The 25,723-nt window shown below is 72.8% G+C and carries 24 protein-coding genes; 14 read left to right on the top strand and 10 right to left on the bottom strand.

Annotated features, from left to right (window positions below):
• The coding region (locus AB0C28_RS55305; RefSeq protein ID WP_358085423.1) for a LuxR C-terminal-related transcriptional regulator at positions 1-174 on the top strand (174 nt) is incomplete at its 5' end.
• Between the two features lie 12 nt (positions 175-186).
• On the opposite strand, the gene AB0C28_RS55300 is transcribed toward AB0C28_RS55305, so the two are convergent.
• Complete coding sequence (locus tag AB0C28_RS55300; protein WP_358085420.1) at positions 187-1,830, bottom strand: heparinase II/III family protein; 1,644 nt, start codon at positions 1,828-1,830, stop codon at positions 187-189.
• 149 nt (positions 1,831-1,979) lie between these two features.
• On the opposite strand from AB0C28_RS55300, the gene AB0C28_RS55295 reads away from it, so the two are divergent.
• Genes AB0C28_RS55295 through AB0C28_RS55280 form a run of 4 tightly spaced genes read left to right on the top strand, consistent with a single transcriptional unit; the run spans position 1,980 to position 6,259 of the window.
• Positions 1,980-2,951 carry a hypothetical protein gene (locus AB0C28_RS55295; protein ID WP_357858690.1) on the top strand — a complete coding sequence of 324 codons (972 nt, stop codon included), beginning with the start codon at positions 1,980-1,982 and terminating at the stop codon, positions 2,949-2,951.
• Between the two features lie 53 nt (positions 2,952-3,004).
• Positions 3,005-3,949, top strand: a complete 945-nt coding sequence (locus AB0C28_RS55290; RefSeq protein ID WP_357858687.1) for a hypothetical protein — start codon at positions 3,005-3,007, stop codon at positions 3,947-3,949.
• Positions 3,946-5,037, top strand: coding sequence for an FAD-dependent oxidoreductase (locus AB0C28_RS55285; RefSeq protein WP_357858684.1), 1,092 nt, complete (start codon positions 3,946-3,948; stop codon positions 5,035-5,037). Before AB0C28_RS55290 ends, AB0C28_RS55285 begins: the two co-directional genes overlap by 4 nt.
• A 7-nt stretch (positions 5,038-5,044) precedes the next feature.
• Positions 5,045-6,259, top strand: a complete 1,215-nt coding sequence (locus tag AB0C28_RS55280) for a cytochrome P450 (protein ID WP_357858681.1) — start codon at positions 5,045-5,047, stop codon at positions 6,257-6,259.
• Positions 6,260-6,285: 26 nt separating this feature from the next.
• Here AB0C28_RS55280 and AB0C28_RS55275 read toward each other — a convergent pair whose 3' ends face one another.
• A complete protein-coding gene (locus AB0C28_RS55275; RefSeq protein ID WP_357858678.1) occupies positions 6,286-7,185 on the bottom strand; it encodes an ABC transporter ATP-binding protein in 900 nt (299 codons plus the stop codon).
• 59 nt (positions 7,186-7,244) lie between these two features.
• Positions 7,245-7,865 carry a helix-turn-helix domain-containing protein gene (locus AB0C28_RS55270; protein ID WP_358085417.1) on the bottom strand — a complete coding sequence of 207 codons (621 nt, stop codon included), beginning with the start codon at positions 7,863-7,865 and terminating at the stop codon, positions 7,245-7,247.
• Between the two features lie 149 nt (positions 7,866-8,014).
• On the opposite strand from AB0C28_RS55270, the gene manA reads away from it, so the two are divergent.
• Positions 8,015-9,202: a mannose-6-phosphate isomerase, class I gene (manA, locus tag AB0C28_RS55265; RefSeq protein ID WP_358085415.1), complete on the top strand. Its 1,188-nt coding sequence runs from the start codon at positions 8,015-8,017 to the stop codon at positions 9,200-9,202.
• A gap of 24 nt (positions 9,203-9,226) precedes the next feature.
• Here manA and AB0C28_RS55260 read toward each other — a convergent pair whose 3' ends face one another.
• Entirely contained in the window at positions 9,227-10,795 is a 1,569-nt protein-coding gene (locus AB0C28_RS55260; protein WP_358085413.1) for a bifunctional NAD(P)/FAD-dependent oxidoreductase/class I SAM-dependent methyltransferase, read from the bottom strand.
• Between the two features lie 119 nt (positions 10,796-10,914).
• On the opposite strand from AB0C28_RS55260, the gene AB0C28_RS55255 reads away from it, so the two are divergent.
• Positions 10,915-11,493, top strand: a complete 579-nt coding sequence (locus AB0C28_RS55255; RefSeq protein ID WP_357858665.1) for an XRE family transcriptional regulator — start codon at positions 10,915-10,917, stop codon at positions 11,491-11,493.
• A gap of 72 nt (positions 11,494-11,565) precedes the next feature.
• Here the strand turns inward: AB0C28_RS55255 and AB0C28_RS55250 are convergent, their stop codons facing one another.
• Positions 11,566-12,492 carry a sigma-70 family RNA polymerase sigma factor gene (locus AB0C28_RS55250; RefSeq protein WP_358085411.1) on the bottom strand — a complete coding sequence of 309 codons (927 nt, stop codon included), beginning with the start codon at positions 12,490-12,492 and terminating at the stop codon, positions 11,566-11,568.
• A 342-nt stretch (positions 12,493-12,834) separates the two neighbouring features.
• Here AB0C28_RS55250 and AB0C28_RS55245 point away from each other — a divergent pair, with 342 nt between their 5' ends.
• On the top strand, positions 12,835-13,632 hold the full coding sequence (locus AB0C28_RS55245; RefSeq protein WP_358085409.1) for a hypothetical protein: 798 nt from the start codon (positions 12,835-12,837) through the stop codon (positions 13,630-13,632).
• A 21-nt stretch (positions 13,633-13,653) separates the two neighbouring features.
• On the opposite strand, the gene AB0C28_RS55240 is transcribed toward AB0C28_RS55245, so the two are convergent.
• Together AB0C28_RS55240 and AB0C28_RS55235 are read right to left on the bottom strand one after the other, a co-directional pair.
• On the bottom strand, positions 13,654-15,075 hold the full coding sequence (locus AB0C28_RS55240; protein ID WP_357858656.1) for an amino acid permease: 1,422 nt from the start codon (positions 15,073-15,075) through the stop codon (positions 13,654-13,656).
• Positions 15,076-15,132: 57 nt separating this feature from the next.
• On the bottom strand, positions 15,133-16,701 hold the full coding sequence (locus tag AB0C28_RS55235) for a long-chain-fatty-acid--CoA ligase (protein WP_358085406.1): 1,569 nt from the start codon (positions 16,699-16,701) through the stop codon (positions 15,133-15,135).
• A gap of 141 nt (positions 16,702-16,842) precedes the next feature.
• Between AB0C28_RS55235 and AB0C28_RS55230 the strand changes: the two genes are divergently transcribed.
• Positions 16,843-17,826, top strand: coding sequence for a BtrH N-terminal domain-containing protein (locus AB0C28_RS55230; protein WP_358085403.1), 984 nt, complete (start codon positions 16,843-16,845; stop codon positions 17,824-17,826).
• 149 nt (positions 17,827-17,975) lie between these two features.
• On the top strand, positions 17,976-18,827 hold the full coding sequence (locus tag AB0C28_RS55225; protein ID WP_357858647.1) for a helix-turn-helix transcriptional regulator: 852 nt from the start codon (positions 17,976-17,978) through the stop codon (positions 18,825-18,827).
• Here the strand turns inward: AB0C28_RS55225 and AB0C28_RS55220 are convergent.
• Together AB0C28_RS55220 and AB0C28_RS55215 are read right to left on the bottom strand one after the other, a co-directional pair.
• Entirely contained in the window at positions 18,759-19,982 is a 1,224-nt protein-coding gene (locus AB0C28_RS55220; protein ID WP_358085401.1) for a low temperature requirement protein A, read from the bottom strand. The two genes, AB0C28_RS55225 and AB0C28_RS55220, sit on opposite strands and share 69 nt — an antisense overlap.
• 110 nt (positions 19,983-20,092) lie before the next feature.
• On the bottom strand, positions 20,093-20,395 hold the full coding sequence (locus AB0C28_RS55215; protein ID WP_358085398.1) for a hypothetical protein: 303 nt from the start codon (positions 20,393-20,395) through the stop codon (positions 20,093-20,095).
• A gap of 197 nt (positions 20,396-20,592) precedes the next feature.
• Between AB0C28_RS55215 and AB0C28_RS55210 the strand changes: the two genes are divergently transcribed.
• From AB0C28_RS55210 to AB0C28_RS55195, 4 genes are all read left to right on the top strand, one after another.
• The gene (locus AB0C28_RS55210; RefSeq protein WP_357858638.1) at positions 20,593-21,978 is read left to right on the top strand and encodes an SPFH domain-containing protein; all 1,386 of its coding nucleotides are present in this window, start codon (positions 20,593-20,595) and stop codon (positions 21,976-21,978) included.
• 92 nt (positions 21,979-22,070) lie between these two features.
• Complete coding sequence (locus tag AB0C28_RS55205; RefSeq protein ID WP_357858635.1) at positions 22,071-22,613, top strand: MOSC domain-containing protein; 543 nt, start codon at positions 22,071-22,073, stop codon at positions 22,611-22,613.
• Between the two features lie 146 nt (positions 22,614-22,759).
• Entirely contained in the window at positions 22,760-24,085 is a 1,326-nt protein-coding gene (locus tag AB0C28_RS55200; RefSeq protein ID WP_358085395.1) for a family 43 glycosylhydrolase, read from the top strand.
• Between the two features lie 112 nt (positions 24,086-24,197).
• On the top strand, positions 24,198-25,472 hold the full coding sequence (locus AB0C28_RS55195; protein WP_358085392.1) for a PP2C family protein-serine/threonine phosphatase: 1,275 nt from the start codon (positions 24,198-24,200) through the stop codon (positions 25,470-25,472).
• On the opposite strand, the gene AB0C28_RS55190 is transcribed toward AB0C28_RS55195, so the two are convergent.
• Positions 25,438-25,723 (bottom strand): zinc ribbon domain-containing protein (locus AB0C28_RS55190; RefSeq protein ID WP_358085389.1); only part of this gene is annotated, 286 nt, incomplete at its 5' end. The two genes, AB0C28_RS55195 and AB0C28_RS55190, sit on opposite strands and share 35 nt — an antisense overlap.

Below are 25,723 nucleotides of genomic sequence, written 5' to 3'. Positions count from 1 at the left end.
ATCCTCGACCTCATCGGCGAGGGGCTGACGAACCGGCAGATCGGCGAGCGCATGTTCCTGGCCGAGAAGACGGTCAAGAACTACGTCTCCAACCTACTGGCCAAGCTCAGCATGCAGCGCCGCACCCAGGCCGCCGCGCTCTCCGCCCGCCTGCGCGCGGGACGCACCGACTGAAGGGCCCCCGGCTCACTCCATCGTGAAGACGAAGCGGTGCGCGCCTGAGGGGATTCGGGCCGTCAGGCGTACGCGGTGGATCGTCTCGTGCTCGCCGCGGTGGCCACGTACGTCCCGTTCCTCGGCCCGGGCCCGCCATCCGGGCGGGACCGCGAGCGCGAGCGGCCCCCAGCTCACCCGTCCCGGCGCCACGGACGGGCGGACACGGGAGACGAACAGCTCCTCCACCAGCGCGTCCCCGGTGCGGAGATCGAAGGTGTCCTCCAGCTCCAGCCGCCCGGCCCGCCAGCGGAACGTGCGGACGAGCCGGTCGAGCGCGGGGGCGTCGTAGGCGGCGGTGAGGTCGAGCGCGAACGTCAGCGCGCCGTCGCCGGCCGCGTGCGCGACGACCTCGGCGCGGCGGCCGGGGCCCGGCGACTGGCCGGAGCCGTCGATCAGGGGGACGGAGTGCCATTCCGCCGAGGCGTGGGGCACCCGGTAGCGGCCCTCGCGGAAGTAGTCGCGGGTGTACTCGGGCGCGCCGAGGTCGTCGAGCAGCGTCCGCCCGTGGCCGCGCAGCACGAAGTGGCCGAGGTCGAGGTGGTTGTGCGGCTCGTCGTTGTGGCCGCCCTTGGCGGCGAAGGCGGTGCCGCCCGACCTGGCCACCACGATCGCGGCGTCCGGCAGGTACGAGCACGGCTCCGGGCCCGCTTCCGGGACGTCCTCCGACCACCACAGCGTGCGGCTCAGGTGGCCCCACCGGTAGCAGGGGTCGTCGTGGAAGGACGGCTCGCCGGTGCGGACCGGCAGAGGAACGCCGAGGCGGCCGGACAGGCGGCACAACAACCCCAGGGGGTAGACGCCCTCGCCGTGCGCGTCGGCGAAGGCGGGCCTGGCGCCGTCGCCGAGGTCGATCCTGGCCGGGTACGCGGCCATCTCCCGTACGTGCGGATCGTCCAGCAGGTCCTCCCCGGTGTGCTCGCGCAGCGCCTCGGCGAAGTAGGTGAAGTAGCCGAACCCGTACGTCCAGTAGTCCGGCCCCTCCAGGCAGGCACCGTCCCGGCCCGCGCCCGACAGGAACGCCTCCATGGCCGCGCGCAGCCGGGGCAGCAGCACGGGCAGGTGGGACGAGCCGAGGGCGAGCGCGGCCAGGCCGGCCGCCCCGGCGCAGACGGCCGGCCAGTTGTGCCGGGCGCTCTCCCACCACATCGGGGCCGGATCACCATAAAGAGGACGCAACACCCTGCGGTCCACCTCCTCACGGACCCGGGCCAGGACGCGGGGGTCGGCCAGGCCGTCGAGCAGGGAGGCGGCCTCGGCCAGGGTGTGGCCGGTCTCGGCGGCGAACAGGTCCACGAACGTGTCCGGCGGGCGGTCCTGCGGCTCGTGGGCCGGCAGGACCCAGGTGCGCTCGTCGCACACCGACCACAGCAGGTCGTCCAGCGCCGGGTCGGGCCGGCCGTCGAGGTGCGCGGCCAGGACGAGGGCGGCCAGGCGGCGGCGGCGTTCGAAATAGGCGCGCTCGTACGCCTGCCGCTCGCCGGTGTCCGCGAAGCGGCGCCAGAGGGTGAAGGTGAGCTCGGGGGCCGGAGTGGCGCGGGCCCGGTCGGCCTCCGCGCGGATCTCGCGGACCATCCGGCCAAGGCCGGCCTGCCGGGGGGTGGGGGTGGCGGTCATGCATCCTTCCAGGTCACGGCGCGCCGGCCGCTTCGGTCTGCGGCGTCCGCCTCGCGGCACCCAACGTAACCGGTCCTGGCCGGCTCGGCGCGGGCGTACCAGGGGAAATTGTCTCGCGACCGGCGGCGGCCCCGGATAGATTCGCTGGTGTGCACGAACCCCTCGAGATCGCGTGTGACGAGTCCGGCGCGGAGGGCGAGAAGCTCATCGGCGGCAACACCGACACGTTCGCGCACGCCAGCGTGCTGATGGACGCCGAGACGGCGCTGGCCTGCGTCGCGGAGCTGCGCGTGCGGGCGCCCACGCCCGCCTCCGAGTACGCCGCGGGCCACGTGCTGCGCGACAAGCACCGGGCGGCGCTGCTGTGGCTGCTCAGCCCGAGCGGGCCGGTGCTCGGCAACGTGCGCGTGTTTCTCACCGACAAGACCTTCTACCTGGTGGGCAAGGTCGCCGGGCTGCTCCAGGACGACCACGCGCCGCGCATCGGCCTCGACCCGGCCGCCGTGGACACGGCGCTGACCCTCTACCGGGAGGGCCCGCGGGCGTTCGGCGCCGAGCGGTGGGCGGCCTTCCTCGACTCCTTCAACTACCTGCTGCGGGCCAAGAACGGCCAGGGGGTCGTCACGTCGGTCGAGGAGACGTTCGGGCTGGTCGACGAGCTGCGCGGGGCCGGCGGCGCGGCGGGGGCGATCATGGAGTCGCTGTGGCGGTCGCGGGCGCGGGCCGAGGCGTTCAGGGAACGGCTGCTCGACGACCCCTACGTGTTCCCCGCGCTCGACCCGCTCATCCCGGCGATCGTCCGGGCGGTGACGTACTGGGGCGCGGGCGGCGGCCCCGTCATGGTCGTGCACGACCGGCAGACCACACTGACCGACGAGCGCGTCGCGCAGATGCGCGAGATCGCCGGCGGCCGGATGGCCGGGCTGCGGCTGGTCGACTCGGAGCTGGACGAGCGGGTGCAGGTCGCCGACGTGATGGCGGGCGTGGTCCGCAAGGTGGCCGCCGACGAGCTGCACGGCCGCGGCGATCCCGTGCTGACCGAGCTGATCCGCCCGTACGTGGATCCTGAGTCGATCTGGGGTGCGCCCCGCCTCGCCCCCGACCAGGTCATGTCCCGGTAAACAGGGCCACCCCACCTCTGTCGTCACGATACGCGTCGTTAGAGTGACTTATTGTGAACAACTCTAAGCAAGTAGAGATATCCTGGCCGAGCCTCGGCATCACCGTGGCCGCCGAACTCGACCAGCGCAACCCCGCCCTGGCCCAGTGCCTGTGGGACGCGCTGCCCTACCGCAGCCTGCAAGGACACGCCCTGGTCGCCGGGTACCACCTGTACCACCTGGCCCCGGTGCACTCCCTGCTGCACACCGACGCCGAGTACAAGGTGGACCGGCGTACCGTGCCCGACGGCACGCTGTTCTGCTCGCGGCTGCAGCACCTCGGCATCAAGTACGGCGAGCTGACCGAGCCCATGACCGCCACCCCGGTCGGCCTGGTCGCCGAGAACGACCTCGACGCCCTCGCCGAGGCCGGCCGCGAGGTGTGGCGCTCGGTCTACACCACCAAGGAGCCGGTCATCGCCGAGGTCCGGCGGGCCGGCCAGAGCGGCGGCCACGAGCTGCCCCGCCTGCCCATCGGCGACCCCGAGCTCAACCGGCTCGTCACCGAGGTGCACGCCGAGACCCAGCGCATCTGGCTGGAGCCGCCGCAGGAGCTGCTCGACCTGCACGAGGGCCGCATCCCCTCGGGCGCGGGCAGCTACGACACGGTGCTGACCACGCTGCTGTTCGTCAACGGCGAGACCCGGCCGCTCGGCTACAGCTGCTACGGCGGGCTCGTCCGCGCCGCCCTCGACGGCATGCCGATGCCGTGGCTGCGCCAGATGACCCGGCAGCTCGCCCACACCCCTGCCGAGTTCCTCGGCTACTGCGGCCTCGACCAGCTGTGGGACTTCACCCAGCGGCTGCTGGCAGGGCTGGAGCGCCTCGACAGCCACGAGGACTTCGTCGCGGTGATGGCTCACATGGCCCTCTACTGCAACTGCCTGGGCGGGTGGAACCTGCACCTGTTCCCGTGGCAGGCCGGTGAGAACCTGCGCAAACTGCAGGCTCCCGCATGAGCCGCGACTCGCGCGTGGTGGTGATCGGCGGCGGCGTGATCGGGCTGTCGATCGCCTTCCACCTGGCCGAGGCCGGGGTCGACGTGACGCTGCTGGAGCGGGGCACGCTCGGTTCCGGCGCGTCCAGGGCCACTGCCGACGTCGTGCGCTCCTACTTCGCCGGCAACCCGGTCAGCTCGGCGCTGGCCGTACGCAGCCTCGACGCCTACCGGGCCTTTCCCAGCAGGCCGGGCACCGAGCTGCCGTTGCGGCAGGTCGGCTACCTGGTGCTGTTCTCCGAGCCCGAGCAGGTCGCGGCGTTCGAGGCCGACCTGCCCGCCCAGCGGGCGGCCGGGGTGAACGTCGGCCTGATCGGGGTCGAGGAGGCCAGGGAACGCAACCCGCTCATCGGCGACGTGCCGCTGGTCGCGGCGGCGTACTCGCCCGACGCCTACATCTCCGACACCACGGCCATCGTCACGGCTTATGCCCGCGCCGCCGAGCAGGCCGGGGCGGCGCTGCGCACCGGCTGCGCGGTCACCGCCATCGACGCCGAGGCCGGCCGCATCCAGACCGCCGACGGGGAGATCTCCGCCGACGCCATCGTGTGCGCGGCAGGCGCCTGGTCGGCCGCGCTCGTCCGGTGCGCGGGCGTGGACATGCCGCTCACCGACCCGATCGAGCAGGAGCTGCTCACCACCGACCCGCTCCCGCCCGCCACGCCGGACATCCCGGTCACCCTGCACGCCGCCACCGGCCTGCTGGTACGGCTGCGCGGCGACCGGCTGCTCATCGGCATGGGCTATCCGGGCCCGGACCGCGAGTCGTGGCGGCGTGAGGTGGCCGAGCGGCTGGCGGAGACGTACCCGAGCCTGGCCGGGCTCGCCCTGCACACCGCCGTCACCGGGCTGCGCGACGCCAGCCCCGACAAGACCGCCTTCATCGGGCACCGGCCGGGCCCGCCGGCCTTCCTGTACGCGACCGGCTTCTCCGGCCACGGCCTGTGCAACGCCCCGGCCGCCGGCGAGCTCGTCCGCGACCTCTACCTCGACCAGGACCCCGGCATGGACGTGGCCGCGCTGGCGGTCAGCGCGAAAAGGACGGGATGAGGCTCAGATGACCGATGACAGCCGCTTCATCCTCGACCCGGCCACCGCCGACCTGCACGGAGACAACGAGCGGCTGCGTGAGGCAGGCCCGCTCGTGCCCGTGACCGCGGAGGGCGTGCGGGCCTGGGCCGCCACCGACTACGCCACGCTGATGGCCGTGCTGACCCATCCGGACATGTCCAGGGAGCTGCACCACTGGGCGGACCGGCACACGCTGCCGCCGGGCACGGCCATCGACCGCATCGTCACCGACACGTCCATGCTCAACGCCGAAGGCGAACGTCACCGCCGGCTGCGCATGCCGCTGACCGCCGCCTTCTCGCAGCGCCGGCTGAACGGGCTGCGCCCGCGCATCGAGGAGCTCACCGCCAGGCTGATCGACCGGCTGGCGAGCCTGCCCGCGGACGCGCCGGTGGACCTGCGGCTGGAGTTCGCCTATCCGCTGCCGCGCGAGGTCATCTCCGAGCTGATCGGCATCCCGGCCGCCCACCAGGACGATCTGCACCGGCTCAGCGACGCCATCGCCCAGGTCGGCGGCCTGGAGGACTCGCCCGCCCTGCGCAGGGAGCTGCGCGAGCTGCTCGACCGGATCATCGAGGAGCGCCGCGGCACGCCCGGCGAGGACCTCATCACCGACCTGTTCGAGCTGCACGAGAAGGACGGCGGGCGGCTGTCGGAGGACGAGCTGTTCGCCACGATCGAGCTGCTGTTCATCGCCGGCCACGTGACGACCGTCAACCTGATCACCAACGCCATCCGCGTTCTGCTCGGCGAGCCGGACCAGCTGGAGCTGCTGCGCTCGGGGCGCTGCCCCTACAGCGCGGCCGTGGAGGAGACGCTGCGGTGGGACTCCCCCATCGCGTACTTCCCCATGCGTTACGCCGTGCGCGACGTCGAGATCGACGGCGTGCGGCTGCGCGGCGGCGAGCCGGTGCTGGCCTGCTTCGCCTCCGCCGGGCGCGATCCCGGCCAGTACGAGCGGGCGGACGTCTTCGACATCACCCGACCGCAGGTCACGCACCTGGCCTTCGGGCACGGGCCGCACTTCTGCCTCGGCGCGCCGCTGGCCAGGCTGGAGGGCGAGATCGCGCTCAAGGCGCTGTTCGCGGCGTTCCCGGCGATGAAACCGGTCGCGTTGCCGGAGGAGCTGCCGCCGCTGGACACACTGCTGGGCAACAGCGTCCGTACGATGCCGGTCATCCTGGGCCCCCGCGCCCGCTGACCGGCCGGCGCGGGGAGCAGCCGTCCTCAGCCGGTGCGGGCGGTTTTGTCGTAGTGGCGCAGGAACAGCTCCTCCAGTGTGGGAGGCCGGCTGACCAGGCCGCGGACCCCGGCCCGCGTCAGCCGGCGCAGCGCCGGGTCCAGCGCCGCGGCCTCCACGGTGAACCGCACCCGGCCGCCATCCGTGCTCACGTCGTGCACGCCCGGCAGGTCGGCCAGCCCGTCGGGCGGTCCGGCCAGGTCGGCCTCGATCGAGGTGCGGGCCAGCCGGCGCAGCCCCTCCAGCGTGCCCGTCTCGACCGTGCGGCCGTCGCGCACGATCGTCACCCGGTCGCACAGCGCCTCGACCTCCGCCAGGATGTGGCTGGACAGCAGCACCGTACGGTCGCCGCGCCGCCGCTCCTCCCTGACGCAGTCGCGGAACACCTCCTCCATCAGCGGGTCGAGACCGGAGGTGGGCTCGTCCAGGATGAGCAGCTCGGCGCCGGAGGCCAGCGCCGCGACCAGCGCCACCTTCTGCCGGTTGCCCTTGGAGTAGGCGCGGCCCTTCTTGCGCGGGTCGAGGTCGAAGCGTTCGAGCAGCTCGGCCCTGCGCCGCCGGTCGAGGCCGCCGCGCAGCCGGCCGAGCAGGTCGATGGCCTCCCCGCCGGACAGGCCCGGCCACAGCGTCACGTCGCCCGGCACGTACGCCAGCCGCCGGTGCAGCTCGGCCGCCTCCGTCCACGGGTCCCCGCCCAGTAGCCGGGCGGTGCCCGCGTCGGCGCGGAGCAGCCCGAGCAGGATCCGGATCGTGGTGCTCTTGCCCGCGCCGTTGGGCCCGAGGAAGCCGTGCACCTCCCCCGCCCGCACGGCGAGGTCGAGCCCGTCGAGCGCGGTGGTCCTGCCGAAAGCCTTGCGCAGGCCCGAGACGGCGATGGCGTCGGTCATGACGCGACTCCTCACGTGACTTCTCATGCGGCTCCTCATGTGGCTCCTCATGTGGCTCCTCATCCGGGCCTCCCCCGGTCGAGGGCGGCCCTGGCGCGGGCGGCCTCCTCGGGGGTGAGCAGGGGGTGGGAATGGATGTCCAGCAGCGCCCGCAGCAGCTTGTCCTGGCCTTCTGCGCTGTCGATCCCGGCGCCCATGCCCCGCTCGACGAGCTGCGACAGCACGGTGGGCGCCAGCGCCATCGCGGCCAGCACCGCCGCGCGGGTGCGCGGGTCGACGTCGGGCGGCTCGGGCCGGTCCTTGTCGGCCTCGGCCAGCCACCGCTCCCCGATGCGCACCATCTCGTCGAAGAACGGCGAAGCCCAGCCCTCCGACAGTGCCCGCGCGAGGTAGCGCCGGTAGGGCCCCATGACGGCGACCGGGTTGAACCCGACCGGCGGCTGCTGCCCAGCCTGCTCGTGCAGGCGGTGCATGGTCTTCATCAGGTGCTCGTCGCACGCCTCGCGCAGCGCCTGCTTGGAGCCGAAGTGGTGGCGTACCAGGCCCGGCGAGACGCCGGCGGTCTCGGCGATGCCGCGGATGGTGGCCCGCTCGTAGCCGTGCTCGCCGATGTGGCGCAGCGCCGCGTCCCTGATCCGAGCACGCGCCGTGAGGTCCGCTGGGTCCGGTGCGGTCGTCACCCCGCCCCTCCTGTCCGCTCGTACAACATGCTGTCCGTACGGAGAGCAGACTATACCGACGTATAGCCGGTGTCGAACGGGCGCCCCCGATCGCGCATAAGCGGCGATACCGTTCTACGCTCCAGTGACGACGATTGGAGCCTGACCCCGTGCCACAGCCCGACCTGCCACCGGCCAGCGCGCCCATGCGCCTGGCCACCACCATTCGCCCCTACGACTGGGGCTCGGTCACCGCCCTGCCGCGCCTGTTCGGCACGGAGCCGACCGGGAAACCGCAGGCCGAACTCTGGATGGGCGCCCATCCAGGCGCCCCCTCGACCGTCGGGGACGTCCCGCTCGGCGACCTCATCGCCCGCGATCCCGCCGCCACGCTCGGCGAGCGTACCGCCGCCAGGTTCGGCCCCGAGCTGCCCTACCTGCTCAAGGTCCTGGCCATCGAACGCCCGCTCTCCCTCCAGGTCCACCCCACGAGCGAGCAGGCCGCGGCCGGGTACGCCGGCGAGAACGCGCGTGGGATCCCGCTCGACGACTTCGCCCGTACGTACAAGGACGCCTCGCACAAGCCCGAGATGGTCTGCGCCCTCACCCCCTTCCACGGCCTGTGCGGCTTCCGCGCGCCCGCGTCCGCCGCCGGTCTGCTCGACCGGCTCGGCGTGCCCGGCCTGCGACCCTGGATCGACACGCTCACGAGCGGCGAGCCCACGCGGGCGGTGCGTACCGTGTTCGCCGAGATGCTCGGCGAGGCCGCACGGCCCCTGCGCGACCTGATCGAACGGACGCTGCTCGGCTCGGCCGAGCCCGACCTGGCCGCCTACGGCGACATCGCCCGCGCTTACCCCGGCGACCCGGGCATCACCGCCGCCCTCCTGCTCAACCACGTCGAACTGGAGCCCGGCCAGGCCCTCTACCTCGGCGCCGGGGTGCCGCACGCCTATCTCGGCGGCATCGGCGTCGAGATCATGGCCAACTCCGACAACGTCCTGCGCTGCGGCCTGACCTCCAAGCACGTGGACGTGGCCGAGCTGATGCGCGTCGTCGAGTTCGGGCCGTCCGAGCCGTTCCTGGTCGAGCCCGTACGCGACGCCGCCGGCGCGTACGACTACCGCCCCCCGGCGCCCGAGTTCGCCCTCACCCGTTACGAACTGGCCGGCGAGAGCGCCCATGAGCTGGCCGGGGGCGTACCGCGGATCGTGCTCTGCGTTGAGGGCGAGGCCCGCCTCGGCGACGACCTGACGCTGCGGCCGGGCGAGTCCGCTTTCGTGCCCGCCGCCGCTTCGGCGCGCCTTTCCGGCAAGGGCACCGCCTACGGCGCCCGGCCGGGTGCCTTTACAATGTAGATTCGCTGCTGGGGTGTGGGCCGGTCAGCGCAGGCGGCGGAGCAGGAGCAGGTTGTCCGTGCGCGTGGCCGGCCGCCCCTCCAGGTCGTTCTGCACGCGCTCGTGCTCCTCGCTGCGCAGCACCTCCCACTCGCCCTCCTCCGGCTCCAGCGAGTCGAACACCTCCCGCGGCGTCGGGAAGTGCACGCCGGGGATCGGGTCGGGGTGCCACGACGGCCAGCCCGCGTGCCCGGCGACCAGCAGCACGCCGCCGGGCGCGACGGCCTCGGCGGCCCTGCGCAGGATCTTCTCGCGCGGCATGTCGACCAGGGAGTGCAGGAAGCAGGCCGAGACCAGGTCGAAGGCACCCTCGGGGAAGGTGGCGGCGAGGTCGTGCCGCTGCCAGTCGATGCGGTCCGCCACCCCGGCCCGTTCCGCGTGCTCGGCGGCGCGGCGCAGCGCGACGCCCGAGACGTCGGCGGCGGTGACCCGCCAGCCCCGGCCGGCCAGCCAGATCGCGTCCCCGCCCTCGCCGCTGCCCAGGTCGAGCGCCCGGCCCGGCGGCAGATCGGAGACCTCGCGGACGAGCACCGCGTTGGGCTCGCCGCTCCAGATCTGGCCGCTCTCGGTGTAGCGGGCGTCCCAGTGCTGCTCCAGGGCCTCGGTACGGCGGGCGGCGACGGCCTCGCGGGTCTCCTGCGCGACCAGGTCGGCGTTGATCGACGCCCCGGCGCGCACACCGGCGGCCGCGGCGGCGACGACCTGGTCGATCACGCTGGTCACGTTGCCCGCCACCCACACGCCCGGCACCGCGGTCTCCCCCATCGGCCCCGACGGCACGTACACGCCGAGGACGTGCCCGCCCACCTCCTGCTCGGCCGTCTCCAGCCCGAGCCCTTCCAGCAGCTCGGTCCGGCCGGTCATCCGCGGGGCGACGGCCAGCGCCTGGCAGGGCACCTCGCCGCCGGCGGTCAGCCGAACGCCGCTCAGCCTGCCGCCGGTCATCGCGAGCCCGGCCACCTCGCCCTCGACCACCTTGACGCCCCTGGCGGCGAGTTGTTCGCGCGCCTCCTCCGCCGGCTCGGGACCGGTGTGCAGGTAGAGGGTCACGTCCTGGCTCAGCTGCCGCCACAGCAGGGCCTGGTGCGTGGCGAGCGGCCCGGTGTTGAGCACGCCGATGACCCGGTCGCGCACCTCCCAGCCGTGGCAGTACGGGCAGTGCAGCACGTCCTTGCCCCACAGCTCGGCCAGGCCGGTCACCGGCGGCAGCTCGTCCACCAGGCCGGTGGTCACCAGCAGCCGGCCCGCCTCGACCGCGGAGCCGTCGTCGAGGACGACGCGGAAGCGCCCGTCGCCGGTCCGCTCCGCCTTCTCCACCGTGCCCGTCACCACCTCGCCGCCGTAGCCGGCCACCTCCTCTCGGCCGGCGGCGAGCAGCTCACGCGGCGGCGTGCCCTCGTGCCCCAGGTACGTGTGCACGCCCGCGGCCGGGGCGTTGCGCGGGCTGCCCGCGTCGATCACCAGCACCTTGCGCCGCGCCCGGCCCAGCGTGAGCGCCCCGCTCAGCCCGGCGGCCCCGCCGCCGATCACCACCACGTCGTATGTCGCGTCCATCGCCCGTTTCCTCTCGAACGTCTGCTGCGCCCCTGATGCGCTCCTGATGCGCTCCGCCACTGTCCGTCCGCGGGGCCCGGTTTGACAAAGTTCGTTGCCGAAATGGCAATCTGGAGCGCATGGAACTCGATGACGTGCTGCGGGCGGTCGGCCCCCGGCTGAAGGCGCTGCGGCAGAAGCGGGACACGACGCTGGCGCAGGTGTCCAAGAGCACCGGCATCTCGGTCAGCACGCTGTCGCGGCTGGAGTCGGGCGGCCGCAAACCCACGCTTGAGCTGCTGCTCCTGCTGGCCAGGGCTTACCACGTGCAGCTCGACGAGCTGATCGACGCCCCGGTCACCGGCGATCCCCGGGTGCACATGACGCCGATCAAGCAGCACGGGATGACGTACATCCCGCTGAGCCGGCGGCCGGGCGGGATGCAGGCGTACAAGCAGATCTACCCGCCGCGCTGGCCGGGCTACGTTCCCGAGCAGAAGGCCCACGAGGGGTATGAGTGGCTTTACGTGCTGTCGGGGCGGTTGCGGCTGCTGCTCGGGCAGCATGACGTGACGCTGGAGGCGGGTGAGGTGGCGGAGTTCGACACGCGGACGCCGCACGCGTTCGTCAACCCGGACGACGAGCCCGGCGAGGTGCTGGCCCTCTTCGGGCCGCAGGGCGAGCGCATGCACGTACGCGCCCGCCCCGCCGCCAAGTGATGCCGCCGCCGGTCAGCCCGGCACTGGTCCGCTCGGCACCGGTCTGCCCGCCGCCGGCCCGCTCGGCACCGGTCAGCGGCCTGTCACGGTCAGGTCGAGGGCGGCCAGGCGGTCCGGGTCGGCCAGGATGTCGATCTCGACGATGCGCCCGTTCTCGATCGTGAAGCTCATCACCGCGGACGGCCGGCCGTCGATGGTGCTGACCAGGCCCGCCTGGCCGTTGACCAGCGCCGGATGTGCCGACGACGGCGAATGGCGGCGGAACGTGACCGCCTGCCCGGCCACCTGCTCCGCGCCGCGCAGCTCCGCGTAGCCGCCTCCGGCCGCCACGCCCACCTTGGCCCGGGGCCCCGCGGCCTCGGCGAGCGCGCCCGCATCGACCCGCAGCACCACGTCCGGGTCGAGCACGGCGACCAGCGCGGTCAGATCGCCCCGGTGCGCGGCGGCCACGAACGCCTCGACGACCTCCCGCTGCCTGGCCATGTCGGGGTCGGGCACCGGCGCCGACCCGCGCACGCGCCGCCGCGCCCGGCTGGCCAACTGCCTGGCCGCAGCGGGCGAGCGCCCCACGAGCGGCGCGATCTCCTCGAACGGCACCGCGAACATGTCGTGCAGCACGAACGCCAGCCGCTCGGCCGGGGTGAGCGACTCCAGCACCACCAGCAGCGCCAGCCCGACGGAGTCGGCGACCAGGGCCGCCTGCTCGGGGTCGAGGCCGTCGGGCGGGCTCACCACCGGGTCGGGAAGGCGCGTCTCAAGGGACTCTTCGCGGCGCGAGGTGCGGGTGCGCAGCATGTCGAGGCACACCCGCCCGACGACCGTGGTGAGCCAGCCGGCCAGGTTCTCCACGTCGCCCGCGCCGGCCCGGCTGAGCCGCAGCCACGCCTCCTGCACGGCGTCGTCGGCCTCGCTGAGCGAGCCCAGCATCCGGTACGCCACCGCTTTCAGGTGTCCCCGATGCTCCTCGAACCGGCCGGCCAGGAAATCGTTGTCGTTCATGGGGTCCTACCTCGTCATCGCGATCCTTCACCGCATTGACGTTCCCGACCGTCCAGATGTGACGGGCCCAATGTGACAGGCCGATGCGGTAGGCAGGGAGCGGTGCCCCCGGCGGAAGTGTCGCGGCGGGCCCGCGCCACCATGATTCCAGGGGTCGCCGCCGCCAGAACGCGGACCCGGCGAAGGCGAGCCGGTGTGGCTGGGCGTGGCGCGTGGGCGTGGCGGGGGCGATCAGCGTGCGGGGGGCGTGGGAAGCCCCTAAAGTCCCTGTGCTGCGGGGGTGTTGGCCACCGCCTGAGGTGATCGCGCTGTCGGAGGGTGGATGCTGCCGGGGGGTATGCGATGAGGCACGTGACGGGCTGGGTGGTGCGGCAGGTGCGGCTGTACCGGCCGGACGGCAACCCGCTGCGGCGGCGCTCCGATCGCCTGGAGGGGGCGGGGCTGCTGGTGGCGGCGTTCCTGGTGCTGCTGAGCGTCTGGCCGGCGGTGACCGGGGCGCGGCAGGCGTACACGGAGGCGCTGGCGGAGGCCGCGGAACGGCGGCAGGTCGCCGCGACCCTGCTGGAGGACACCCCACCACCACAGCCGTCCTTCGGCGAACTGGCGGGCTACGTGACGGACGGCGCGACCGGCGACACGACCAGCGGCGTGACGGGCAGCGCGACGAACGGCGTAGCGGGCGACAGGACGAGCGGCGTTGCGGCGGATGGCGTGACGGGCGGTGCAGCGAACGGCGTGACGGGCGGCGTTGCGGGCGGCGTTGCGGATGGTGCGGCGGGCGGCGTGACAGGGCGCGGGCTGGGTTCCGGGGCGGATGGCGTGCGGTGGGCGGAGGCGCGGTGGACGGCGCCCGGCGGGCTGACGCGGACGGGACGGGTGCCGGTGGGTTTCCCGGCCGAGGCCGGCACGCGGCTGACGGTGTGGGTGGACGGGGCGGGCGCGCTCGCCGGGCCGCCGGCCAGCGCCATGCGGCTGCGGGTCGACGCCGTGGTGACGGCGCTGCTGCTCGTCAGCGTGGCGGGGCTACTCGTGACCGGGATGTTCACGCTCTTCCGGCGCGCGCTGGACCGGGCCAGGCACCGGGACTGGGCGACGGCCTGGGCCCTGGCCAACGCACACCGGCACCGCCGCCGCCCGTAGCCGCCGACCGGCGTCAGGTGGTCAGGGGGTGGTGCCGTCCGTTTCCGGGGCGGTGGTGTTCAGGGCCGAGTGGCGGCGGCTGTAGGCGAAGTAGATGACCAGGCCGATGAGGAACCAGACGCCGAAGCGCAGCCACGTCGCCGGGGCCAGGAAGGTGATGAGCCAGATCGAGAAGACGACCCCCACAGCCGGCACCACCGGCATCCACGGCGTACGGAAGGAGCGGGGCAGGTCGGGCTGGCGGTAACGGAGTACGATCACCGCCACGCACACGACCACGAACGCCAGCAGGATGCCGATGTTCGTCAGCTCGGCCGCCTCCCGGATCGGCAGGAACCCGGCGATGACGGCGGAGGCGGCCCCCACGATCCAGGTGACGCGGGTCGGCACCCGCCGTACCGGATGCAGCTTGGCGAACCAGGCGGGCAGCAGCCCGTCCCTGCTCATCGAGAACCAGACGCGGGTGACGCCGAGCATGAACGTGAACATGACGGTGAGGATGCCGACGATGGCCCCGACCGCGATCAGCGTGGCCAGGCCGGACAGGCCGACCGAGGCGAAGGCCGTGGAGAAGCCGCTCTCCGGGTCGATCTCGCGGTAGTTCTGCATGCCGGTCAGGACGAGACAGGCCAGCACGTACAGGACCATCGCGATGACGAGCGAGTAGATGATGGCCCTGGGCATGTGGCGGCGGGCGTCGCGCGACTCCTCGGCGGCCGTGCTCATCGCGTCGTAGCCGAAGACGGCGAAGAAGACGGTGGCGGCGCCGGTGATGGCCCCGCCGATCCCGAACGGGAAGAACGGCGTGTAGTTGGCGGTGTTGATGTGGAAGAAGCCGACGACGATGACCAGCAGCACGACGGCGACCTTGATCCCCACCACGACGGTCTCGAACCGGGCGGCGGCGCGGATGCCGAGGTTCAGCAGGTAGGCGATGAGCAGGCAGAGCAGCACCGCGAACAGGTCGACCACGTGCCCCTCGCCGGTGCCGGGCGCGCCGAGCATCCACGCGGGCAGGCTGAGGCCGAGCTGCTGGAGCAGGAAGCCGAAGTAGCCGGAGATGCCGATGCCGACGACCGCGACGATCGCGGTGTACTCCAGCAGCAGGTCCCAGCCGATGAACCAGCCGACGATCTCGCCGAGCACGGCGTAACCGTAGGTGTAGGCGGAGCCGGCCTTGGGGATCAGCCCGGCGAACTCGGCGTAGGAGAGCGCGGCGGCGGCGCTGGCGACGCCCGCGATGAGAAACGACACGAGCACGGCGGGCCCGGCGGTCTCGTTGGCGACGGCGCCGGCCAGGGCGAAGATGCCCGCGCCGATGATGCCGCCGACCCCGATGGCGGTGAGCTGCCACAGGCCGAGTGTCCTGGCCAGCTCTCCCTCGTGTTCGGTGGCGATCCGGTCGACTGGTTTGCGCCGGAAAATGCTGCGCGAAGTGACCATGACGCCCCCACTGCCGATCGTCTCCCCGTGGATGCGATCTTCCCTCCCGGGCGTTCGTTAACCTATGTCCGCAGGTGAGGATGCCTGCCGGCGGAGCACGTTCTTCTGGATCTTGCCGGTGGAGGTCTTCGGCAGCTCGCCGAAATACACCGCTTTGGGGGCTTTGAAGCGGGCCAGGCGGGTCCGTACGTGCTCGATCAGCTCGGCCTCGGTGGCCCGCGCGCCGGGGGCGAGGCTGACGTAGGCGACGGGCACCTCGCCCCAGTGCTCGTCGGGCCGCGCGACGACCGCGGCCTCCTGCACGCCGGGATGGCTGACCAGGGCGTTCTCCACCTCGACGGAGGCGATGTTCTCGCCGCCCGAGATGATCACGTCCTTGGCGCGGTCGACGAGGCGCACGTAGCCGTCGGGGTGGACCACCCCCAGGTCTCCGGTACGGAACCAGCCGTCGGGCGTGGCCTTCTCCGTGGCCTCAGGGTCACGGTGGTAGCCCACCATGACGTCGTTGCCGCGTACCGCGATCTCGCCGATCGTGGCGGCGTCGGCCGGCACGTCGGCGCCGTCCTCGCCGACGACCCGCACGCGCTGGGCGATCACGTTGCCCACGCCCTGGCGGGCGGTCAGCGCGGCCGACTCCTCGACGTCCAGGCCGCTCCATTCGGGCTGGGGCTGGCAGATGACGGCGGGGCCGTAGGTCTCGGTCAGGCCGTACAGGTGGATGACGTCGATCCCGGCGCGCAGGGCGCGGCGCAGCAGCGCGGGGCTCGGGGGCGCGCCGCCGACGCAGGCCAGCAGGCGGGGGTCGAGCTCGGCGTCGGGCGCGTCCTCGTGCGCGAGCAGCGACGTGAGCACGGTCGGGGCGCCGCACAGGTGGGTGACGCGGTGAGCGCGGATCAGCCGCCACGCCTCGCCCGGCTCGACCTTGGGCAGGCAGACGTGGCGGGCGCCGGCCAGCGTCACCGCCCACGGGAAGCACCAGCCGTGGCAGTGGAACATGGGCAGGGTCCACAGGTAGCCGCTGCCGGCGTCGAGCCGGGTGTGCAGGGCCATGGCCAGGGACTGGAGGTAGGCGCCCCGATGGTGGTAGACGACTCCCTTCGGGCGTCCGGTGGTGCCGCTGGTGTAGTTGATCGACAGGGGTGACAGCTCGTCGCCGACCGGCACGAGGAGGGGTTCTGCCGCCTCGACGCGCTGCTCGTACTCGGCGGACGACACCAGCAGGACCGCCGTTCCCCTGGCCGCCGCGCGGGCGAGCTCGGCGGACCCGTCGTCGTGCAGCAGCACCGACGCCTCGGCATGGCCGAGGATGTAGGCCAGTTCGTCGGCGGACAGGCGGATGTTCATCGGCACCATGACGGCGCCCGCGGCCGGGACGCCGAAGGTGGCCTCCAGCAACCGGTGGCCGTTGGCGGCCAGCACCGCGACCCGATCCCCCGGCCGTACTCCGGCCGCCGCCAGTGCTCCGGCCAGCCGCTGGGCGCGTTCCCAGAGCTGGGCGTACGTGAGGGTCAGCTCGCCGTCCACGACCGCCGTCCTGGGGCCGAACACGGCGGCCGACCGCTGGAGAAAGCTCGTGGGGGTCAGGGGTTCGTACGAGAGGGCCGGCCCGGGTCGTTCGTTCCTCATGTGCGCTTGCTCACCTTCATCACCTCCAGGCCATAGTGATCCCTGAAGAGTGATCGGGCCAGGCCCCGCTGGACTCTCCCCCCGGGGGAGACGTCATGCTCGTCCCGTGCCCTTCGACCCACCGCACCACTGGAGCAGGACATGACGATCGTGGCGGACATCGACGCCCGGGGCGGACACCACTGCGAGACGACGGCGCTGGGAGTGCTGCTGCGGCACGAGGGGCTCGACCTGTCCGAGCCGATGTTGTTCGGGCTCGGCTCGGGGCTGTCGTTCGTCTACTGGGACGGCAGAAATCTGCCGTTCCCGTTCCTCGGGGGGCGCGTCAAACCGTACGCGCTGACCCTGAACCTGGCTGCCCGGCTGGGGCTGACCTTGCACGCAGAAGAGACCACGTCGGCGGGCAAGGCGTGGCGGAACGTGGCCGGGCCGATCGACGCCGGCCGGCCGGTCGGCCTCCAGCTCGACTGCTACCACCTGGAGTACTTCGGGTCGAGGACACACTTCGGCGGCCATGTCGTGGCGATGTACGGCTACGACGAGCGCGAGGCGTACCTGGTGGACACCGCGCAGCAGGGCGGCGGGGTGCGGACGAGCCTGGCCTCCCTGGCCCTGGCGCGGGCGGAGCGGGGGCCGATGACCGCGCGGAACCGGTCGTTCACCGTCGCCGTCCCCGGGGACGCGCCCCGCTGGCAGGAGCGGCTCGTGCCCGCGATCAGAGCGTGCTCCGAGGCGTTCCTGGCACCGCCCATCGCGAACCTGGGCCATCGCGGCATCGAGAAGGCGGCCGGGCTGGTGCCCGGATGGCTCTCCCGCGCGGAGCGGCCCGAGCGGGACCTGGTGCTGGCCGGCGACCTCATGGAACGGGCCGGAACGGGCGGGGGTCTGTTCCGTGCCCTGTACCGGGACTTCCTCGGCGAGTGCGCCGGGCTGATCGACGCCGCCCCGCTGCGCACCGGCCATCGGCTGTACGGCGAGGCCGCCGTCCTCTGGACGGACGTGGCCGCGCTGGTCGCGAAGGCCGGGGAGAGCGGCGACGCGGCGCCCCTCCAACGGGCCGGCGCCGTCCTGCGCGACCTGGCCCGGATCGAACGGGAGGCGATGCAGGCCCTCACCCGCCTGTAGCCCCGCAGTGATGCCACTGGCCGCGGACGTGTGGACGTTGCGGGCCCTCACCCGCCTGTAACCCCGCCCGCCGGGCCGGAGATGGCGCGACATATCCAGGCACCGGTGGTACCTGGCTGACGCCGCCGGCGGCCGTGCAGACTGGGGGCATGGACAGAAGAGAGCTGGCCGCCTTCCTGCGCAGCAGGCGCGAGCGGATCGCGCCGGCCGACGTGGGGCTGCCCGCCGGGCCGCGCCGCCGCACCCCGGGGCTGCGGCGCGAGGAGGCGGCGAACCTGGCCTTCATCTCGACCGAGTACTACACCCGGCTCGAACAGGCCCGCGCCCCGCGCCCGTCGCGCGAGGTGCTGGCGGGGCTGGCCCGCGCGCTGCGCCTGTCGGACGCCGAGCGCGCCCATCTGCACCATCTCGCCGGCGCGCCGCCGGCGCAGGTGCCCGGTCCGTCGCGCGAGGTGCGGCAGAGCATTCTCGACCTGCTGGAACGGCTGCCGCAGGCGGCGGCGATCGTGACGTCGGCCGCGTACGAGGTGCTCGCGTGGAACGACCTGGCGGCGGCCTTGATGGAGGACTTCTCCGCCCTGCCGCGGCGCGAGCGCAACCTGGTGCGCCGGGCCTTCCTCGGCCCGCACCCGCACGGCCTGCGGCTGTACGGGGTCTCCAACGTGGCGGAGTTCGCCCGCTCCGCGGCCCGCGACCTGCGCGCCACCACCGCCCGCTACCCGGACGATCCCGAGCTGGCCGAGCTGGTGGCCGAGCTGCTGGCCGGCAGCGAGGAGTTCGCCCGGCTGTGGGCCTCGCACGACGTGGACGACGAGCACTCCCTGTGCAAGACCTTCCAGCATCCGCTGGTCGGCCCGATCACCCTCAACTGCGACGTCCTGGAGATCTCCGGCCGGGACCAGCAGGTCGTGATCTACACCGCCGATCCCGGCTCACCCTCCGAGCAGGCGCTGAAGCTGCTGTCGGTCATCGGCACCCAGCGCATGGACGTGGCGCGCTGAGCGGCGCCCGCGCGCGATCGTGACGGCGACCAGCAGGACGCAGACGGCCGCGACGGCCACGACCACGGCGGTCACGCCGATCAGGGGCGCCGCCAGTGGCAGCAGCAGGATGGCCGCGACTCCCACCGCGACCACGGGCGGGCGTAGGGCGGCCTGGGCCACGAGCAGCGCGTGCACCGCCGCGATGAGGACGAGGAACACGGCGACGGGCACGGCGACCGCGTAGCCGAGCGCCGTGGGCGAGACCTCCAGCCGGTGACCGCCCTGCTCCACCGCGACCTCCAGCCCGGCGCCGAGCGCCGCGAGGGCGGCGAAGATCCCGTAATGTCCGTAGCCCCACAGGAACGAGCGGTGACGGCGCTCGCTCAGCCCCTCACCGGCCTCCACGAGGAAGTACAGCCACCACAGGGCGAACAGCAGCACCAGCCCGGACCCTGCGACCACCACCAGGGCGCCTCCGCCCCGGCCAGCTTCCAGCGCTCCCTGCACTCCCCTGCTCGCGGCCAGGACGCTCTCGCCGAGCAGGATGATGGTGAACAGGCCGTAGCGTTCGGCGATGTGGTGCGGGTGCCAGGTGGTGGGGTTGACCCGTTCGGCCCAGCGCGGCACCGCGAGCTCCAGGACGACGAGGCAGGCGAAGAACGGCAGCCGCAGCGCGGGCGGCAGGATGCCCGTCTCGTCCAGGACGAGCCTGAGCACCCAGCCGACCTGGAGCAGCCCGACGCCGGTCGCGTAGCGCAGCGCCGTACGACGCCGCCCACCGTCCTCGGCCGCGGCCCGCAGCCACTGGGCGACGAGCCCGAGCCGCATGATGAAGTAGCCCAGCGTGACGATCGCGTAGTCGTCGTGCCCGGCCGCGGCGGGCAGCCCGGCGGCCAGCACCAGCACGCCGGCCATCTGCACCATGGTCAGCAGCCGGTAGGCGACGTCGTCGGTGTCGTAGCACGAGGCGAACCAGGTGAAGTTCATCCACGCCCACCAGATCGCGAAGAACACCTGAAGGAACGGGATCAGCCCGGCGAGGCCGTGACCATCGGCGATGTGGTGCGCGAGCTCGGCGGTGGCGGCCGCCACGGCGACCACGAACGTGAGGTCGAACAGCAGCTCAAGCTGGCTGGAGACGCGGTGCGGCTCGTCGACGGGGCGGGCGCTCATCGGGACCCGGATCCGGAACGGGGGGCTGGCGGGTGGCAAGGGTCTGGCTCCTGTCGCTACGTGAAGTCGTACCGACAAGGACAGGACAGCCTGCCACCCTGTGACGACGATCAGCGTTCGCGCCGGTAGGCGCGCAGTGCACGGCGCGCCGCGCGCCGGTCGCGGCGGCGGTCCGCACGCCGGATGAAGTACCACTCCCTGGCTCCGCCCGCGCCTCCGAGGTCGAACAGGTAGAAGGAGGTGGCCTGCCAGTGGCAGCCGCTGAGGCGGCGGTTCAGCGACGCGCTGCCGGCGGTGATCTCCGCGGTCAGCGTGCACGGCCCGAAGCGGTGGTCGTGGACGGGCGCGCAGGTCACCATGGGCGCGTCGGCCAGCCGCACCCACCACGGCCGGGTCTTGTCGGTCTTGCTCATACGGTCACCTTTCGGCTCCGTGACACCCCGGGATGGGGCTGTCATGGGACCGGATGCACCGTGATCACCTCCTCACCTACGCACAAGACACGGGTCCCACATTACCCAGTCGTGATCGCGAATTTGTAAGTCGGTTGCGACGCTTCCGCGGCGTAGGCGAGACTCGTCCGCAGTCGCGAGGTGGGCGGAGGGGTTCGATGAGCACCGCTGGCAAGGGCAACGCCTATCTGGAGCAGGTCGTGGCGCAGCAGGCGGTGCTGGAGGACGATCTCAGGGCCCGCCGCCCTCCCGCCGAGCAGCCGCCCATGGCCGCGGGACCGCTGGTCAAGCGGGAACGCGCGCTCGGCGGCGGGCCGGGTCCTGACCGGTCCGGGGCAGGCCCGGTGGACGTGCGGATCACGGGTTTCTGGCGGTGGAAGAACGTCCTGGTGCCGCCCAACGCGTTCGTGGTCCACACCAGGCGCGGGCGGGCCCAGCCGCTGCACATCGGTCTCGGCGTCTCGTTCCGCTTCAACCCGGCGACCGACTCGTTCCTGGTGGTGCCGGGCGCCACCCAGACCATCCTGATCAACGCGTACTGCATCTGCCGGGAGCTTCAGGGCGTCCTCGTGCAGGGGTACGTGCAGTGGGGCATCCAGGCGTTCCCCACCGCCTACCGCAAGCTGGACTTCGGCGACCCCGAGGACCCGATGCGGCTGGTCAACCTCCAGCTGCGCGAGCAGGCGGAGGCGGCCATCAAGGACAAGGTGGCCACCATGGGCGTGCGTGACGTGCTCAGCGACAAGCAGCCCATCATCGAGGAGCTGACCGCCCGGCTGCGCGCGGTGGCCGAGGGCGAGGACAACAGCGACCAGGGCCTCGGCCTGCGCATCGTCACCGTGCAGATCAAGGAGGCGGTGGTCAGCTCCTCGCAGCTGTGGGAGAACCTGCAGAAGCCGTACCGGGCCGAGCAGGGGCAGGTCGCCCGGCTGGCGGAGCTGCGTTCTGAGGAAGCGATCGCCGAGCGGGAGATGGCGGCGGCGCGGCTGAAGGAGACGCTGCGCCTGGAGCACGAGCGGGAGCTGGACGAGCTGCGCGCCCGCAACGAGGCGGCTCAGTTCGACACCGAGGTCGCCGAGCGGCTGCGGCGCACCCAGCGCGAGCACGACGACGCCAGGGCGGTCGCGGAGCTGGAGGCGGAGACGACCAGGCACGCGATGCGGATGGAGCGCGAGCGGCACGAGGAGGAGGCCGAGACCGGCAGGCTCAGGATCGAGCGGGAGCAGGAGCTCAAGCGCCTGGAGCTGGACGGCGAGCTGCGGCTGACGCAGTCCAGCGCGCTGGCCGAGCACGAGCGGGCGCTGCTGGAGGTGGAGCGGGCGCGGCTGCGGGCCGACATCGACAACGCGCAGACGCCGGCCAGCCTTCAGGCCAGGCTGATCGAGTCGCTGCCCGAGATCATGGCGAAGCTGCCGAAGCCGGAGGAGCTGCGCATGGTGTCGTTCAACGGCGGCGACCGGACGACGGTGTCGGGGCTGCTGACGGAGCTCGCCATGGTGATCGGGGTGCTGCGCTCGGCGATCGACGGTGACGAACGCCCTTGAGCGCTCCGCACCGGACGCCCCGGGACGGTGGAGATCTTCGCCGGATAGGATGCGCCCAAACGGTCGACACCACGTAAAGGGGACTCATCAGGATGGGCGGCGCTGTCACCTCGGTCAGCAGCAACGGCGAGCACTCCTTCTCCAAGCCGGCCCGCGAGAGCATCACGTTGCTCGCGGGGCTCGGGGTCGAGGGGGACGCGCACATGGGCGTCACGGTCAAGCACCGCTCCCGGGTCGCTCAGGACCCGACCCAGCCGAACCTGCGCCAGGTGCACCTCATCCACGAGGAGCTCTTCGCCGAGGTGGCGGCGGCCGGGTTCGCGATCGCGCCGGGCGAGCTGGGCGAGAACATCACCACCCAGGGCATCGACCTGCTCGGCCTGCCGGTGGGCACGCTGCTGCTCATCGGCGGCGAGGCCGTGGTGGAGGTGACCGGCCTGCGCAATCCCTGCCTGCAGATCGACGGGTTCGGCAAGGGCCTGCTCAAGGAGGTCGTCGGCCGCGACGAGGCCGGGAACCTGGTGCGTAAGGCGGGCATCATGAGCGTGGTCAGGACGGGCGGCGTCGTACGTCCGGGTGACCTGATCGAGGTCCGGCTCCCGGACGGCCCGCACCGGCCCCTCGACCGGGTCTGACCAGAGATCCAGAACGCCCTCCGAGGCCGCCCCCTCTTCGCTCGGCTATTTCTTCCGAGTTATTGACGTAATTCATCTGAATTAGGCAGACTCCCGGACATAGCCGGATCACACCCGGCAGTCGCCGATTTGAAGGGACATGGCTGATGAGTGGTGCTGACCACGGAGCCGACGTCGGCAGGCGCTCCTTGCTGGCGGGCGCCGCCGGCCTCTTAGGAGCCGCCGCGCTGCCCGCCACGGCCGCACAGGCAGAAGAGCATGCGCGGACAGCGACGGCGGCGAGGCGGTATCCGCCGAACTGGCCCGACCCCGAGCCGTACGGCCTCGCCGACATCCGGCCCGACCTGTGGCCGCGCGAGGACAACTCGTTCGTGCTGCCGCTCGAACAGCGTCCCCGCGACAGGGAGCTCGGCCGGGTGTGGATGCGGGACACCTACGTCAACTGCTTCGACGTCGGCGGCAAGCCGCTCTACGTGGCCACGGGCACCACCCGGGTCCCCGGACTCCCCGCGGCCGCGCCGTGGAACGACGGCATCTTCGTCTGGACGGCCCCGTCGCTGCGCGGGCCGTGGCGGCTGGCCGACACCACCCGCGTGCGGCCCGGCGCCGAGAAGGGCAAGGTCTGGTCGCCCGAGTTCGCCGGCGAGAACCGGCCGGGCCGCGTGGTCGTGGCGCCCTGGCAGGAGTACTGGACCGACGAGCAGTTCGGCAAGCGCGGCAACGTCTGGGCACCTGAGGTGCACCGCTTCGGCGGCAAGTGGTACATCGTCGCGTGCATGGGCGACCACTCGCAGAAGGTCGGCTCGTTCCTGCTGGTCAGCGAGGGTGGCGTCGAGGGGCCGTACCGGCTCGCCGAGGGCAACCACGACAAGCCGTTCGGCGACTCGTTCATCGGCGGGCCCGCGTTCATCAAGCCGGGCGCTTACCACCACATCGACGGCAGCCTCTACACCGAGGGCCGCGACGCCTGGCTCGTGCTGCACAACCACCTGTACGCCAAGTTCAGGGACGACATGGAGGACATCGTCCCGATGACCGGCCTGCCGGCCTTCCAGCAGACGCCGTACGCGCCCGAGCCGTACCTCGAAGGCGCGTACGTGTTCAAGCACCGGGGCAAGTACTACCTGCTGCACGCCGCCTGGGACCGGGTGTCGGCCGACGGGGCCCGGCACGCCTACGATCCGCCCGGCGCGGGGCGTACGCAGTACCAGTACGACGCGGTGATCGCCGTCGCGGACCGGTTCGAGGGGCCGTACTCGGAGCGGTGGACGGCGGGGGTCGGGGCCGGCCACAACAACCTCTTCGCCGACCACGCCGGGCGGCTGTGGGCCACGTTCTTCCGCAACCCGGCCGCCGGTTACTGGGCCGACCCGTCGCGCGTCGCCGAGGCCGCCGTGCCCGGCGTCGTACAGATGGAGTGGACCGGGCCGGAGGGCAGCCGCCTGTACGTGCGGCGCCGCCACGGCCGCTGACCCGGCCGACGCGGCGCCCGGTCGTGACCGTCACGGTCACCGCCGGGCCCGTACCGGCGGTTCGCGCGCCCCGGACACCGTCGTCGCCGCGGCCGATGGTTACGGTGAGTACATGTCCTCTCACGATTCCCGACCGGCGGCAGGGTCGGCGGCGGCGCGGGCGGCGATGTTCGGTGAGTTGATCTCCGCCAGCCACACCTCGACGCTGGAGCAGATCCCCGGCCTGGTGTCCGAGCACGCGGCCCGGGTCGGACTCTGCGACGTGCTGATCTATCTCGCGGACCTGCAGCAGGAGGTGCTCTCCCCGCTGGTCGCCGAGCCGGCCCCGGCCGGCGAGCGCGAGAGCGACGAGATCGCCATCGAGGGCACGGTGGCGGGGCGGGCCTTCCAGCACGGGAAGATCATGCCGGCGACGGTACGCGACCCGCTGCAGTGGTGGGTGCCGCTGGTGGACGGCACCGACCGGTTGGGCGTGGTGAGCGTCACCCTGCCGGCCGTCGACCATGACGCGCTGCTGGACATGGAACGGCTGGCCGGGCTGGTGGCCCTGCTGGTGGTGTCCAAGCGCCCCCTGAGCGACGCCTACGCCAGGCTCGTGCGCCGCAGGCGGATGAGCGTCTCGGCGGAGATGGAGTGGCGGCTCATGCCGCAGCGCACGTTCGCCACCGAGCGGCTGGTGATCAGCGCGGTGATGGAGCCCGCGTACGAGATCAGCGGCGACGTGTACGACTACTCCTTCGGCGGCACGAAGGCACACCTGGCGATCTTCGACGCGATGGGCCACGACACCGGCGCCGGGCTGACCGCGAACCTCGCGCTGACGACCCTGCGCAACAGCCGGCACGAGGGCGACGGGCTCGCCGTGTCCGCGGCCAAGATCGACCAGGCGCTGACCGAGCAGTTCGGCGGCGACCGGTTCGCCACCTGCGTGGTGGCCACGCTCGACATCGTGAGCGGCCATCTCGAATGGGTCTGCTGCGGCCACTACCCGCCGGTCATCGTGCGCAGGCGCGCCACCGTCGAGCTCGACTGCTCCCCCGCGCCGCCGGCCGGCACCGGCCTGGGCCTGCCGGTGACGGTGTGCCACACCCAGCTCCAGCGCGGGGACCGGCTGCTGCTCTACACCGACGGCATCACCGAGGCGCGCAACCACCGCGGCGAGGAGTTCGGCATGGAACGCTTCGCCGACTTCCTCATCCGGCACCAGGCCGACGAGCTGCCCGTGCCCGAGACGCTGCGCCGGCTCATCCGCCACCACCTCGACTACCACGAGCACCGGCTGCGCGACGACGCCACCGTCCTGCTGGTCGAATGGCCCGGCTCCCCCTACTCCAGGCGCGAGGCCGAGGCCATCAGCGGCGTCCCGCCGAAGGACGACCTTCCTTGACCTCCTCCCCGGCCGGAAGGCCGAGGGGTCTCCCGTCGCGTCGCGGTTGAGCGGCGCGCGGGGGTTGACGCTTCGCAGACCGGGTGAGCCCGAGGTCTCCACGTCCTGACACCGCAGGCCCTGCGGCGTTGTTGATGTTGATCGCGGCGCTGGTGCCGGCATGGCCGACCCACCCGCACACGGGATTGACGCAGGCGAACACGGTGCCGTTGCGGCTGGCCGGGTCGCGGTGCCCGCACCGGTGGCAGGTC

The organism is Nonomuraea sp. NPDC048892, assembly GCF_040649735.1.
GTDB classification, from domain to species: Bacteria; Actinomycetota; Actinomycetes; order Streptosporangiales; family Streptosporangiaceae; genus Nonomuraea; species Nonomuraea maheshkhaliensis.
Note: the sequence above shows the minus strand (reverse complement) of the source record. Positions and strands in the feature narration are given on the sequence as shown.